This is a genomic window from Pseudomonas sp. GW822-FHT05A08 (assembly GCF_058800485.1).
This window is the reverse complement of the sequence record NZ_CM179511.1, coordinates 5403048-5416853: the sequence shown is the minus strand read 5'-3', so window position 1 is coordinate 5416853 and position 13806 is coordinate 5403048. Positions and strand designations below refer to the sequence as shown.

Genomic DNA, 13806 nt, shown 5'->3' with positions numbered 1-13806 from the left:
TGGCTCGGAGTGGTGTTCGTGAAAGTTGTACAAAATGTTGGATTTTTACATTTTTGTATAACTTTTCAAGGGCCGGTCGGCACGGAGGGTGTCGTTTACCGGACTGGCGGCGGCGACTTTGTTGCGCCCGGTGTTTTTCGCGGCATACAGGGCTTTGTCGGCCTCCATGAGCCACATTGCGGCATCGCGCAGCCCAGGGTGCCAGGCGGCCAGGCCGATACTCAGGCTGACCCTGAGTTGTGGAACGCCAGGATGGCGATAGTTGCTGAAGACTTGCCGCAGCCGTTCCATCACTTCGTGGGCCTGCTGGATAGAGGTCGTCGGCAGGATCACGCAGAACTCGTCGCCGCCATAGCGCCCGGCCAGGTCGTCCTGACGCAGGTTGAGCTTGAGGTCCCGGCTCAATTGATGCAGCACGGCATCGCCGAGGATATGGCCGTAGCTGTCGTTGATGTGTTTGAAGTGATCGATGTCGATCAAGGCAATGGTGCCGTGACAGCGTTGCTGCTGGCACTTGGTGAACTTGAGGTGCAGCAGGTCTTTCCAGGCGCCGTGGTTGAGCAGGCCGGTCAGGCTGTCGGTGCGGCTCAGCGCGCTGAGGGTGCGCTTGTGCTCGGAGAGCTTGATCGCCAGCCGGTAGCAGACCATACCCACCGCCATCGGGTAGAGGGTCAGCATCGGCAGGCAGGCGTAGATCTGCAGCTGGGTGGCATCCCCGGTGAAGGCAGGACCGAGCAGCAACCACGACAGCAGTACCCCGCTCAGTTGGGCCATGGAGCCATGGATGAACAGGCGCAGGCCACCGGCCGCGACGTTGTTCATTGCCATCATGGCCAGAATGGTCACCGTGGGCAGCGGATTGAACTGCATCGCCGCCGCCCAGAAACCACCGAAGAGCGAGTCGCACAGCAGGTTGCGGCGTTCGGCCTGGTAGGGGAAGGCCGCGCGGCTCGAGATCAGGTACGCCAGGTGCGGCCAGATAAAACCGTTGAACAGCAGGAACAGCCAAACCCAGGTCGGTTGCGGCACCGGGTACAACCCGGCGAATACGCTGAGGCTGCCAATCCCCAGCCCGACGATCCTGGGCAGGTAAATACGTTTGGCAAACGACAGCCCTTTGCCTTGTTGGTTATCCATAAATTTCTGCGCGAGCCCGGGTTTGAAACACTTTGTGGTGTTTTTATTGGCCGTCACCCTTCATTGGGCAAGGCGGCGAATATTGTCATTTATTCCAACAAGAATAATCAGTGTCCTTGCAGGCCATTTAGTGGAACGAGCGTACGCAAATGCCCATTGCAGAGCACTCGGTGCACGTCATGGCGGTCGGCAGATCCGCTGTCGGAGCAAATCGAGGGAGAAGGGAATCAGGCTTGATAGCAGGCCAGGAACATGTCCAGCGTGGACTCGACGACGCGCTGCTGTTCGTCTTCCTTGAGGGGCGGCCGGTTCATGGTGATCTGTGGCCAGAAGGCAAACGCCTTGAGCATGCCGTGGAGTTGCTGGGCGGCGAAGTCCGGGTCCAGGGGCTTGAGTCGGCCGTCCGCCTGGGCCGAGCGAATCCACACCATCAGGCTTTCTTCACGCTCGCCCATGCGCGCCACCATGTACTGGGCGCGCTCGGGGGAATGCAGGGTCGCGGCAATGGCGACCCGCGCCAGGTTGAGGAAGTTGTCATCGGCCAGCAGTTGCAGCTTGGCCATCAACAATTCCCGCAACTGTTCACGCAGGGTTAATCCGGGGTGGTAAAGAATGTCCGCCCGCGCCCTGATGCTTGCCCATAACTTATGCATGATCTCGGTGAACAACTCCTCCTTGCTGGGGAAGTGGTTGTACACCGTGCGCTTGGACACTCCGGCGGTTGCCGCGATCTTGTCCATGCTGGTGATATCGAACCCGCTGGCATGGAATTCGGTGATCGCCGCCTGGATGATGGCTTCGCGTTTGAGGTCGGTCAGGCGCTTGGGAGCTGTCATAAGTTGGGTTCGATGGCGGTCGTTGGCAGTTATCCGGGGGCAGTTTACTTAGTCCCGGGTTTGTTGCAATCTAGAAAAACTACACTGTGCAGTGTAGTTAATGACAGAAAAAACGATGGTCGGCTGACGCTTGCGTGCATTGGCCTTTGTCGTTCCGCAGAGAATCACCGGAGCCTTTTCGGGTTCCTTGGAGTCACTGATTCATGGCCACTCTCTCTTCCCGTGCAGACAGCGCCTCACGTCCCGAAACGTCCCTGCAGGAACAAGGTGCGTTCCGTAATCACACGCCGGTACGACGCGCCGGGCTGGGCAAGACGCTGGGTATTTTCTGGCGCATGCTGTTCCACAAACCGCGTAATACCCGCCCGGTCGGGGCCATCCCGGTGCAGCCTTTGACCCACGAACAGCTGCTGGCGGCGCCGAACCAGAGCGTCTACCGCCTGGGGCATTCGACGGTGCTGTTGAAGCTGCATGACAAGTTCTGGATCACGGATCCGGTATTCGCCGAACGCGCATCGCCGGTGCAATGGGCCGGTCCCAAACGTTTCCACCAGCCGCCTATCAGCCTGGAGCAATTGCCACCGATCGAAGCGGTGATCCTGTCCCATGATCACTACGATCACCTGGACCACCAGACCGTGCTCAAGCTGGCGGACAAGACCCGCCATTTCCTCACCCCCCTGGGCGTGGGCGATACCCTGGTGAAGTGGGGTGTGCCGGCCGACAAAGTGCGTCAGCTGGACTGGTGGGAAGGCACGGAAGTCGATGGCATTCGTCTTATCGCCACGCCGTCCCAGCATTTCTCCGGCCGTGGCCTGTTCGATGGCAACAGCACGCTGTGGGCCTCCTGGGTGATGATCGATGGCGACAGCCGGATCTTCTTCAGCGGTGACACCGGTTACTTCGACGGCTTCAAGCGGATTGGCGAGCGTTACGGCCCTTTCGACCTGACCCTGATGGAAACCGGCGCCTACAACGTCGAGTGGCCGGGCGTGCACATGCAGCCTGAGCAGACCCTGCAGGCGCACATCGACTTGAAGGGCCGCTGGTTGTTACCCATCCACAACGGCACGTTCGACCTGTCGATGCATGCCTGGTACGAACCGTTTGACCGCATCCTTTCGCTGGCCTGGGAACGCAGCATCGCCATTGCCACGCCGCAGATGGGCGAGGCCTTCAACCTGTCGCACCCGCAGCGGGGGCACGCCTGGTGGATGGAGGTCGACCCCGTGGCCGAGCAGGTAACGGCAAGCGATCTGTAGACCCTTCATCGGCTACTCCCCGAGCCCGGCTATCGCCAGGTTGCCGTGTCCGGGCCTGGGGAGTATCTAGAGAACTCCCCCAATACCCTCGACGGACCTGGTGATGGCTTATCGGCTTCATCTGTTTGGCGCGTCTGGTTCCGGCACCACGACCTTGGGCCAGGTGCTGGCCCAGCGTTTGGGTATTGCCCACTTCGATTCCGATAACTTCTTCTGGCGCCCCAGCGAACAGCCTTTCAGCCTGCGCCGTCCCCGGGACGAGCGCATCCAGCTGTTGCGGCAGCAGGTGGCCGGGTTGGACAGCTGGGTGTTGTCCGGCTCCTTGTGCGGTTGGGGCGACCCGATGATTGAGGCTTTCACCCATGCCATTTTCCTCCGCCTGGACCCCGAGGTCCGCCTGCAGCGTTTGCGGGTGCGCGAGTTTCAGCGTTACGGCGAGCAGATCCATGAGGGCGGCGAACGCCATCTCGCGACTCAAACCTTTCTTGCCTGGGCGGCTGGCTACGACACGGGTGGCCAAGGTACGCGCAGCCTGCGGCGGCATGAGAGCTGGATCACCGGGCTGAGCTGCCCGGTAATCCGCCTCGATGCCACTCACCACTCGGTGCAGGCATTACAGGAAGAGGTATTGAGCGCCCTGGATCACTCGATCATGGCGTAGTCGGGCCGTTCCATCGGGTTGGGCGTCGCACCCTTGATGTTCATGCCACGCCCCGGAGCGAAACCGGGGAAGAACACCAGGCCTTCTGCTTCCAGGCGAAAGGCCAGGGCCAGTCGGGTCACGTCGAGCAATTCGCCGCCCGCCTCGAAGCGGTGAATGGCGGCTATCGAGACGCCGGATTCCTGTGACAGCTGTTCCTGGCTCCACCCCAGCATGGCGCGGGCCTGAATGCAGTGTTCTGGGGTGAACTGGAAGAGGGCGATACGTTCCAGGGTGACTTTCATCGCGAGTGAGGCCATGGGATTTCTCCGGAAGCGGGTGAAAATGAGTCAATAAGGTACTGTTTATTTGTACAGTTGTTTTGCTCCCGGATCAAACTCATTTTGCCGATCGCCTCAACGTCTTCGTGACAAGTCTTGTCCCGGCGCTATGCCCCCGGTTTCCAGGTAGGCGCTGGGCGCTTGCCCCGCTACCCGGCGGAACATGGTGGAAAAGGCGGCGGGGCTGTCATAACCGAAATCGAGGGCGATTCGCGTCACCGACTCGCCTGCGGCCAGTCGGGGCAAGGCCCTGACCACGCAGGCGCGCTGGCGCCACTGGACGAAACTCATGCCGGTCTGCTCGCGGAACAGGCGGTTGAAGGTGCGCAGGCTGATGTGCAGCTGTTGCGCCCATTGCTCGGGAGACTGGTGGGCATCGGGTTGTTGCAGGAAGGCCTGGCACAGGGTGAGCAGGCGTGGCATTTCGGGCAGGGGAATGTGCAGGGGCAGGCGGGTGGTACGGCTCAGTTCATGCAACAACAGGCTGACCAGCACACCGTCGCGTCCGTTCTCGTCGTACGCCAGCGGCAGATCCACCGCCTCCATCAGCAACTGGCGCATCAGTGGCGACACGCTGATCACCTGGCACTCATCGCTCAGGGCCGGCATGGCCGCCGGTTCGATGTACAGGCTGCGGGTACTGACCCCGAGCATCAGCACCTCATGGGCCACCCGGGGCGGAATCCATACCGCACGCTGTGGCGGCACCACCCAGCGGCCATTCGTGGTGCTGACCTGCATCGCCCCGGTGGCGCCATACAACAGTTGCGCGCGACGATGGCTGTGGCTCGGCAACAGGTGGCCCTGGGGGTAATCGGTGCCGATCGCCACCACGGCGCGTGGGGTGTGATCCAGCAGGTCGATCGAAGTGTTACGCATGGCGTCGGCGTCCGCGGGTTGGCGTGAATGCAAACAGTATTGGCTAACTTTCTAAAGCCGGCCAAGCCCTGGCGCTCTATCGTCGAGGTCTTCTGCTAACGGAGAACCCTTCGATGTTTTATCTATGGCTGGCGGTGTTCGGCTGCATGAGCGGGATCAGCGCGGTGCTGTTCGGTTTTGGCGGTGGCTTTGTGGTGGTGCCGCTGCTGTATCGCATGTTGCTGAGCAGCCATGGCGCTGACGATGCCGTCGCTCAGTCGGCCATGCATATAGCGGTCGCCACCTCGACCTGCGTGATGATCGTCAACGCGCTGATGGCCACCGGCAAACACCGCCGCGCGGGCAACCTGATTCGACATTATCTGTGGCCGCTGGGTGGCTACATCGGGCTGGGAGCTATAGCGGGGGCGGTCCTGGCAATGGCGGTGAGTGGTGAGGCGATGCGCTACGCCTTTATCGCCTACCTGGCGCTGACCATTGCCGATTGCCTGATGCGTCGTGGCTTTCTTGAACAGAGCGACACCCGTGCGCCGCGCTGCCTGGGGCGACTGGAAAACACCGGAGGCCTGGGCATCGGGGCCATTGCTACCTTCCTGGGTGTCGGCGGCAGTGTGATGACCGTGCCCCTGCTGCGCCGTTGTGGCTTGAGCATGACCCAGGCCACCTCCATGGCCAACCCGCTGAGCGTGCCGGTAGCCCTGGCCGGGGCCTTGACCTATATGGCCATGGCCGGCTTCAGTCGCTTCGATCTGGGCCCCTGGTTTATCGGCTATATCGACCTGCTGGCGTTTGCCGTGCTGACCCTCGGCTCATTGCTGGGCATGTGCCTGGCCTCACCGTGGATCGGGCGCATTCCCGACCGGCTGCATGCGCGGGTGTATATCGGCCTGCTGGTGCTGGTAATGCTTGGCATGCTGGTTCGCTAAGGGTTAGCCCAGCGCCAACCCCGGCGCTTCACGAATGATGAAGTGGTCGAGGTTCTCGATGTTGGCGCTGAATACCCCGAACGTCTGTTCGGGGTGTTTTTTGCTTGGCACCTGTTTCAGCTCCGGGGTCACGCCATAAAAGAAGCAATACAGCTCTTGTTCGCTGTCGATCGCATGCTTGATCTCTTCGAGGAAGGCTTTGCGCTTGCGGTAGCTCTCGATCAGTTTTTTGCTCAGGTAGACGTTGACCGAGTAGGGCTTCTTTTTCGTCTCGTCCGCCTGTTTGAACCAGACCTTCTGTTCGAAGTCGATGCGAAAGCTCTGGGTGTAGTCCTTGATCTCCTTGATCTTGCCCCAGTAGATCAACCCCTTGTTGTCCAGCAGGTATTCGATCTTCTTGAAGAACGAGGCATAGGACGCCGTGTGTTCGCCGATCTTCAGCGGCATGCGCTTGAGCAGCTCCTTGTCGTCGATATTCGACACAAAACACTCCACCGGATGAGCGAAGACACTGGTCTTGTCTGGGGTGCCGGCCTGAGCCGGGGCTGGCGTGCGCGGGCTGGAGGAGGGGGCTGGCGCGGCAGTTCCTGGCGTATCGCTATCCGCTGCCGGGCTGGCGGGCTTGCGCACATATTCGCGGCGGGCCAGCAGCAATTCCGATGGGAAGTGCTCCTCCCGATCATCCTCGTCCGGCGTACCCTCCACCCCGGCTGCCAGCGTCCTGCTGGTGCCATACGGGCAGCCTTCGATATGCCGGGTGCCAGGCAGGTTCTTGAAATGCGGGGTGCGGATGTAATTGACGTTCTTGGCATTGAAGGTCCCCAACTGATTGTCAGCGGCAAAGGTGGCGCGACAGGCATCGTTGGGGCACTGGAATTGTTCCTTGGCTGAGTCGAAGGCCATGGTCTCGTCGAAATTCAGATCGCGCACGTCATAGATCGACAGCTTGTCGTCGAGGCTGATGCAGTAGGCGGTGTCGAATTTCATGGGGGCTCGGGTCCTTGAGTGAAGAAGGCTATTAATAGCGGGTGGCGCAGGGGAGTGCACTGATCTTTTCAAGCATGGGCGCTGATCTCGGCATAACCTTGTAGGTAGCACGTTCCACTCATCACCGGAAAAGGCTCAGGTTCATGTCTGACGGTAATCGCATCAATATCGGCTCCATTGGTGATGCCAACCACATCAACATTGCCCAGAATCAGGCGCCTGAACGCACCAGCATTCAGTTCGTCATCGATCCCAGGAGTGTCGAGCGGGTTAGCCGGGGCAGCGTCATCAAAGGCGCGGTGGCGTTTTTTCTATCGCTGCCGGCGCTGGCGCTTTCGGTCATGTCGATCCTGGCCGACGCGTTGGGCATCCTTTCCTACTTCAATGTGGAGTCGCGGATCCTGGCCTACCTCATCATGGCCGCCGCCATGGGCGGGGTGATGCTGTGCAACGGCAAGCGCAAGATGGCCACCGCCAGCATTGCGCCCGACCAGGCCCGATTCATCGATGGGCGTTGGGTCGAGCGTGATGAAAGTGGCGATTACCTGCTGTATCGCAATACCGCGCCCTGCAATTACGAAAACTGCCACGGTACCGTGCGTATCCAGACGCCACCGCCGCGCGAACAGCATAACCACGATCTGATCGGCGTCTGCGATATCGGCGGCAAGCAACACACCTATCGCGTCGACTTCAATGGCGTCGGCGAACGGCAGCATTTCGACTGGCGTCCGCTGGAACAGAACAAGCCATGACCCCGTTCCAACCACGCCCTTGGTAGGGCGGGCGTGCTCACGAAAAATCCCCCGTCGGGACCAATCAAACTGACAGCCTTCCTGAGTCTTGCCAGGTCATGGCGGCTGCATGAGGGGCATGAAATTTCCTACAGTTCTAATTAACAAAACTCTCACCATATAGAGACGATTCCTACGAGTTAAAGCTTGTAAAAACAAAAGCTTAGGTGTCTTGAACAGTCCTGGCAGAGAACGTCACACCTTTGGCAAGGAGGGACAAGTAAGCCTCGAACAAATGGCCGATAAGAAGGCGCCGGCCTCATGAATGAAGGCCCGGTGGGAACCAGCCAGACGGCTTTTCCCCTCACAATAACGAGGACCTCCATATGCCTGTTCTTGCGCGTTCATTGTTGTTTTGTCTGGCCCTGTCCGGCACCGGGGCCGTCCTGGCGGAACAGGCAGCCTTGCCTTATCTGCCGGCCAATCAGTTCCGGTTGGCTGACTACCTGCCACCACCTCCAACTGTTGATTCATCGTTGCAACAAAGCGATTTGACAGCCGTGCTGGCGGCCCAGGCAGCACGCAGTAGCGCTCAGGTGAGCCGGGTCCAGCAGGATGATGAATGGGAAGACAGCGTGTTCCACTTCGCCAGGGAATCCCTCGGCGCCGGTTTCAGCATTGAGCGCCTGCCCCTGACCCGGGCCTTCTTCCGGCGGGCCCAGGAAGACCTGGTGCAATTCCTGATGCCGGCCAAGCACAGCTATGGTCGGCCGCGCCCTTACGAAGCCTCGGCACTGGTGAAGCCAGTATTGCCGCCACCGGAGGGCGATTCCTACCCCAGTGGTCACTCGATGAATGGTTATCTCAATGCCACCTTGCTGAGCATGGCGCTGCCGGAGAAACGCAGCGAGTTGTTCAGCCGCGCACAGATCAATGCCGACAGCCGGGTCATCGCCGGTGTGCATTTCCCCAGCGACCTGGAGGGCGGAAAGATCAGTGCCGCGGTGTTGGCGGCCCGGCTGCTGGACGATCCCCGCGCGGCGGCGGATTTCGAGGCGGTGAAAAAGGAGATTCGTGGTGTCCTGGTCTCCGCCGATTGAGTTCCGGGTTGGATGATTTGCCTGGAGTCGGGGATACCGGGTCTCAATAAAAAAGCCCTGAGCAAGTCAGGGCTTTTTTTGATCTTTCGTTGTGCCGATTCAGATCGAGATCGGCACAGGGCAGGAGCTCGGAATCAATCCCAGCTCAGCGCGCCGCCAGTCTGATACTCGATCACGCGAGTCTCGAAGAAGTTCTTCTCTTTCTTCAAGTCCATGATTTCGCTCATCCATGGGAACGGGTTGGTGGTGCCCGGGTATTCTTCTTTCAGGCCGATCTGCGACAGGCGACGGTTGGCGATGAACTTGAGGTAGTCCTCCATCATCGCCGCGTTCATGCCCAGTACGCCGCGCGGCATGGTGTCGCGAGCGTATTCGATTTCCAGTTGGGTGCCCTGGAGGATCATCTGGGTGGCTTCTTCCTTCATCTCGGCATCCCACAGGTGCGGGTTTTCGATCTTGATCTGGTTGATCACGTCGATACCGAAGTTCAGGTGCATGGATTCGTCGCGCAGGATGTACTGGAACTGCTCGGCGACGCCGGTCATTTTGTTGCGGCGGCCCATGGACAGGATCTGGGTGAAGCCACAGTAGAAGAAGATGCCTTCCAGAACGCAGTAGTAGGCGATCAGGTTGCGCAGCAGTTCCTTGTCGGTGTCGACGGTGCCGGTTTCGAACTTCGGATCGGAGATCGAACGGGTGTACTTCAGGCCCCAGGCCGCTTTCTTGGCGACCGATGGAATCTCGTGGTACATGTTGAAGATCTCGCCTTCATCCATGGCCAACGATTCGATGCAGTACTGGTAGGCGTGGGTGTGGATCGCCTCTTCGAACGCTTGGCGCAGGATGTACTGGCGGCATTCCGGGTTGGTGATCAGGCGGTACACGGCCAGTACCAGGTTGTTGGCAACCAGGGAGTCGGCGGTGGAGAAGAAGCCCAGGTTACGCATCACGATGCGGCGCTCGTCGTCGGTCAGGCCTTCCGGGTTTTTCCAGAGGGCGATGTCGGCGGTCATGTTGACTTCTTGCGGCATCCAGTGGTTTGCGCAACCGTCCAGGTACTTCTGCCAGGCCCAGTCGTATTTGAATGGCACCAGCTGGTTGAGGTCGGCGCGGCAGTTGATCATGCGCTTTTCATCGACGGCGACACGGGCGGAAGCACCTTCCAGCTCGGCCAGGCCTTCGGCGATGTCGAGCTGGTCCAGGGATGCCTTGGCACGGGCAACGGCAGCGGAATCACTGGCGGTTACGGCGCGGGCTTCGAGAGCGGCGGCACCACCGGCGCTGTCGAGTTTGTCCATGGCAGCTTCGGCAGCGTGGCCGGCGTTGGCGCCTTTAACGGTGACTTCGCCTTCTTCTTTGTCGAATTCGTCCCAGCTCAGCATGACGTGTCGTCTCCTGCGTGAGGGCCTGATGCCCGTGTGAAAACTGATGGTTGGCTTTTCACACGGCCGAACTGGCCGCGTTGGATCTTAAGGAATCGTTTGTTGCGGCAGCTAACGCAGGCAATAAACAAAAATATGTACGGGAGTTCCGAGGCGGTTATGGGCGCAGAGGACCGAGTCGACTCCTGCGCTGGCTTCGGATTGGCTGTTTATCCCTGTAAGGGAATATTGCAGGCCCGTTTTAAGGCCGCATTATAGGGATTTTTTTGCCGCTGTGGTGCGACGAAGTGGCTCACGATTCGGTTGGCGAGGGGCGTGATCGCGGCGGAGCGAGGGTTTACAAGGCTTTGGCCGGCAAAGATTTTTTTTCACCCGGTTTTGCGGTTTTTTGCCGCCTGGAAGCGATCCGAGGCCTTGGCTTTTTCGCGCAATGCTCTGCAAGCCCTGTAGTACATGGCTTACAGGGAAGGTCGTGGGCTTTGGTAGACAGGATTGTGTTCAATTCACGGTACAAATTGTCAGTCGTATATTTTGCTCAAAAAATAAGCAAAAAAACGCTTTTGCCACTACATCTTGTGTTGGATGATCAATTCTTGACCTTTGAAACACTACTGTCCCGGGTTGCCACCCGAGGTCGCTCTTGATGCTCGAGAAGGCATTTTCGGACCATCATCAAGCCCCTTGGGGCGATACGGAAACGCTCCCTGCAAGGTGGCTCGACAGATGAAAAAGGGGAGTGCGAAAGCCGTGGTCGCACTGCATTGGGCGATGGCTTGCAACCAGTCTGGATTCAGCTGTGCATCTGGCCATCTTTGCCGCAAGAAAGATCTCTTGCGGCCGGCAATTGTTGGAACTTGAAGAGCAACTTTAGTATCAGCCGTTAGAGCAGCCGTTACCCATGACGCGGTATTGCAGAATGTGCCGCAGACCTTTCGAGTCTTCATATTCCATACGTGCAGGTACAACTTCGCATACATTTGGAACTTCGCTCATGGATATAACTTTGGCGATGTCCAGGTCGGACGAGTAAGAGTATTCCTCTACTGCTGGTTGCTGGCTTGCGACATCAGTCGGGATCTCGTCGGCCATTGCTGTAACGCAAAGACTGCTGAGGGCCAGAACTAATAAAGCTTTCATTTTGATTTCACCTTTCTAAGGTCGTGTGGGGTCACGCAGCCTTTGTGGGGCTGCGTGTGGAACTTGAGTAGAAGTCTGGATTAACTGCCTTCGTGGGGGCTGTAACTTGGTTAATCACATTGCCTTGTTGGCGAGGTTGATTTTAGGCGCCTGAGTAGGCGCTATACAGGCGTGCTTTTGATAAACACTATTGACGGTTTTTGTAACAATCCCGGTAAAAACGACCCCCAGCGGCCTGGCAGCGGTCTTCTACTTACCGCAGAAACTACCGCAAGTCCCGTAATAGAGGGGGTAAAGCACTTTTCAGGGGGATCGGCTGGGGGTTGTTACTACCATCGTCGAATGGTTCTATAGGCCCGCCCCGGCTACAACGGGGTCATACAACAACAACTATGTCACCGAGGTAAGAAAGATGAGTGCGGCTTCTCTGTATCCCGTTCGTCCCGAGGTTGCGGCCAACACGCTGACTGACGAGGCGACCTACAAGGCCATGTACCAGCAGTCGGTCGTCAACCCGGACGGCTTCTGGCGCGAGCAAGCCAAGCGCCTCGACTGGATCAAGCCTTTCACCACGGTGAAGCAGACCTCCTTCGACGATCACCATGTCGATATCAAATGGTTTGCCGACGGCACCCTCAACGTTTCCTACAACTGCCTGGATCGCCATCTGGCCGAGCGCGGCGATCAGATCGCGATCATCTGGGAAGGCGACGATCCTTCCGAAAGCCGCAACATCACCTACCGCGAACTGCACGAGCAGGTCTGCAAGTTCGCCAACGCCCTGCGTGGCCAGGACGTGCACCGCGGCGACGTGGTGACTATCTATATGCCGATGATTCCCGAAGCCGTGGTCGCCATGCTGGCCTGTACCCGGATCGGCGCGATTCACTCGGTGGTATTCGGCGGCTTTTCGCCGGAAGCGCTGGCCGGGCGGATCATCGACTGCAAATCCAAAGTGGTGATCACCGCCGACGAAGGCATTCGCGCGGGCAAGAAGATTCCGCTCAAGGCCAATGTCGACGATGCGCTGACCAACCCGGAAACCAGCAGCATCCAGAAGGTCATCGTGTGCAAGCGCACCAATGGCCAGATCAAGTGGAACCAGCATCGCGACATCTGGTACGAAGACTTGATGAAAGTGGCCGGTACCGTCTGCGCACCTAAAGAAATGGGTGCCGAGGAAGCGCTGTTCATCCTTTATACCTCCGGCTCCACCGGTAAGCCCAAAGGCGTGCAGCACACCACTGGCGGCTACCTGCTGTACGCGGCCCTGACCCACGAGCGCGTATTCGATTACCGTCCGGGGGAAATCTACTGGTGCACCGCCGACGTCGGCTGGGTTACTGGCCACACCTATATCGTCTATGGTCCGCTGGCCAATGGCGCGACCACCGTGCTGTTCGAGGGCGTGCCTAACTATCCGGACGTGACCCGCGTGGCGAAGATCGTCGACAAGCACAAGGTCAATATCCTCTACACCGCGCCGACCGCGATCCGCGCCATGATGGCCTCGGGTAACGCCGCCTGCGCAGGCGCCGATGGCAGCAGCCTGCGCCTGCTGGGTTCGGTGGGTGAGCCGATCAACCCGGAAGCCTGGGACTGGTACTACAAGAATGTCGGTCAATCCCGTTGCCCGATCGTCGATACCTGGTGGCAGACCGAGACCGGCGCCACCCTGATGAGCCCGCTGCCGGGCGCCCATGCCCTCAAGCCGGGTTCGGCGGCGCGTCCGTTCTTTGGCGTGGTGCCGGCGCTGGTGGACAACCTGGGCAACATTATCGAGGGCGCCGCCGAAGGCAACCTGGTGATCCTCGATTCGTGGCCAGGCCAGGCGCGCACCCTGTATGGCGACCACGATCGTTTTGTCGATACCTACTTCAAGACGTTCCGTGGCATGTACTTCACCGGTGACGGTGCCCGTCGCGATGAAGACGGCTACTGGTGGATCACCGGGCGGGTGGACGATGTGCTCAACGTCTCCGGCCACCGCATGGGGACCGCGGAGATCGAAAGCGCGATGGTCGCTCACCCGAAAGTCGCCGAAGCGGCGGTGGTCGGTGTGCCCCACGACATCAAGGGGCAGGGCATCTATGTCTACGTCACCCTCAACGGTGGCGAAGAACCGAGCGAAGCATTGCGCCTGGAGCTGAAGAACTGGGTGCGCAAGGAAATCGGTCCGATCGCCTCGCCGGATGTCATCCAGTGGGCGCCTGGCCTGCCGAAGACCCGTTCCGGGAAGATCATGCGCCGTATCCTGCGCAAGATCGCCACGGCGGAGTACGACAGCCTGGGGGATATCTCCACCCTGGCGGACCCGGGCGTGGTGCAGCATCTGGTCGATACCCACAAGACCATGAACGTCGCCTGAGACGGACCTGTGTCAGCGAAAGCCCCGCCCGGCCTTGTGCCGGGCGGGGCTTTTTTATGGGCGTTACTCAGTTCCCC

General features: G+C 59.5%; 13 protein-coding genes. 6 read left to right on the top strand and 7 right to left on the bottom strand.

What is annotated here, in order from left to right; all coding sequences use genetic code 11:
• Nucleotides 1-45: 45 nt before the first annotated feature.
• Complete coding sequence (locus AC3RCP_RS24250; RefSeq protein WP_101338829.1) at nt 46-1137, bottom strand: diguanylate cyclase; 1092 nt, start codon at nt 1135-1137, stop codon at nt 46-48.
• A 227-nt stretch (nt 1138-1364) separates the two neighbouring features.
• Entirely contained in the window at nt 1365-1973 is a 609-nt protein-coding gene (locus tag AC3RCP_RS24245) for a TetR/AcrR family transcriptional regulator (RefSeq protein ID WP_101338828.1), read from the bottom strand.
• Between the two features lie 203 nt (nt 1974-2176).
• Here AC3RCP_RS24245 and AC3RCP_RS24240 point away from each other — a divergent pair, with 203 nt between their 5' ends.
• Together AC3RCP_RS24240 and AC3RCP_RS24235 are read left to right on the top strand one after the other, a co-directional pair.
• The gene (locus AC3RCP_RS24240) at nt 2177-3235 is read left to right on the top strand and encodes an MBL fold metallo-hydrolase (protein WP_492570840.1); all 1059 of its coding nucleotides are present in this window, start codon (nt 2177-2179) and stop codon (nt 3233-3235) included.
• Nucleotides 3236-3338: 103 nt separating this feature from the next.
• Nucleotides 3339-3896: an AAA family ATPase gene (locus AC3RCP_RS24235; protein ID WP_101338826.1), complete on the top strand. Its 558-nt coding sequence runs from the start codon at nt 3339-3341 to the stop codon at nt 3894-3896.
• Here the strand turns inward: AC3RCP_RS24235 and AC3RCP_RS24230 are convergent.
• Both AC3RCP_RS24230 and AC3RCP_RS24225 read right to left on the bottom strand, forming a co-directional pair.
• Nucleotides 3878-4195, bottom strand: coding sequence for a helix-turn-helix transcriptional regulator (locus tag AC3RCP_RS24230; protein WP_007925185.1), 318 nt, complete (start codon nt 4193-4195; stop codon nt 3878-3880). The two genes, AC3RCP_RS24235 and AC3RCP_RS24230, sit on opposite strands and share 19 nt — an antisense overlap.
• A 96-nt stretch (nt 4196-4291) precedes the next feature.
• Nucleotides 4292-5095 (bottom strand): AraC family transcriptional regulator, encoded by an 804-nt coding sequence (locus AC3RCP_RS24225; RefSeq protein ID WP_101338825.1) that lies wholly within the window; start codon nt 5093-5095, stop codon nt 4292-4294.
• 113 nt (nt 5096-5208) lie between these two features.
• Between AC3RCP_RS24225 and AC3RCP_RS24220 the strand changes: the two genes are divergently transcribed.
• Complete coding sequence (locus tag AC3RCP_RS24220; RefSeq protein ID WP_492570841.1) at nt 5209-6021, top strand: sulfite exporter TauE/SafE family protein; 813 nt, start codon at nt 5209-5211, stop codon at nt 6019-6021.
• Between the two features lie 3 nt (nt 6022-6024).
• Here the strand turns inward: AC3RCP_RS24220 and AC3RCP_RS24215 are convergent, their stop codons facing one another.
• Complete coding sequence (locus AC3RCP_RS24215; protein WP_101338823.1) at nt 6025-7008, bottom strand: hypothetical protein; 984 nt, start codon at nt 7006-7008, stop codon at nt 6025-6027.
• Between the two features lie 143 nt (nt 7009-7151).
• Here AC3RCP_RS24215 and AC3RCP_RS24210 point away from each other — a divergent pair, with 143 nt between their 5' ends.
• Both AC3RCP_RS24210 and AC3RCP_RS24205 read left to right on the top strand, forming a co-directional pair.
• Nucleotides 7152-7763, top strand: a complete 612-nt coding sequence (locus AC3RCP_RS24210) for a phage holin family protein (protein ID WP_007925190.1) — start codon at nt 7152-7154, stop codon at nt 7761-7763.
• Between the two features lie 365 nt (nt 7764-8128).
• The gene (locus AC3RCP_RS24205) at nt 8129-8842 is read left to right on the top strand and encodes an acid phosphatase (RefSeq protein WP_101338822.1); all 714 of its coding nucleotides are present in this window, start codon (nt 8129-8131) and stop codon (nt 8840-8842) included.
• Nucleotides 8843-8976: 134 nt separating this feature from the next.
• On the opposite strand, the gene AC3RCP_RS24200 is transcribed toward AC3RCP_RS24205, so the two are convergent.
• Complete coding sequence (locus AC3RCP_RS24200) at nt 8977-10224, bottom strand: ribonucleotide-diphosphate reductase subunit beta (RefSeq protein WP_101338821.1); 1248 nt, start codon at nt 10222-10224, stop codon at nt 8977-8979.
• An 873-nt stretch (nt 10225-11097) separates the two neighbouring features.
• Nucleotides 11098-11361 carry a DUF2790 domain-containing protein gene (locus tag AC3RCP_RS24195; protein WP_081002338.1) on the bottom strand — a complete coding sequence of 88 codons (264 nt, stop codon included), beginning with the start codon at nt 11359-11361 and terminating at the stop codon, nt 11098-11100.
• A gap of 412 nt (nt 11362-11773) precedes the next feature.
• On the opposite strand from AC3RCP_RS24195, the gene acs reads away from it, so the two are divergent.
• On the top strand, nt 11774-13729 hold the full coding sequence (acs, locus tag AC3RCP_RS24190; RefSeq protein WP_007925196.1) for an acetate--CoA ligase: 1956 nt from the start codon (nt 11774-11776) through the stop codon (nt 13727-13729).
• Nucleotides 13730-13806: the final 77 nt, after the last annotated feature.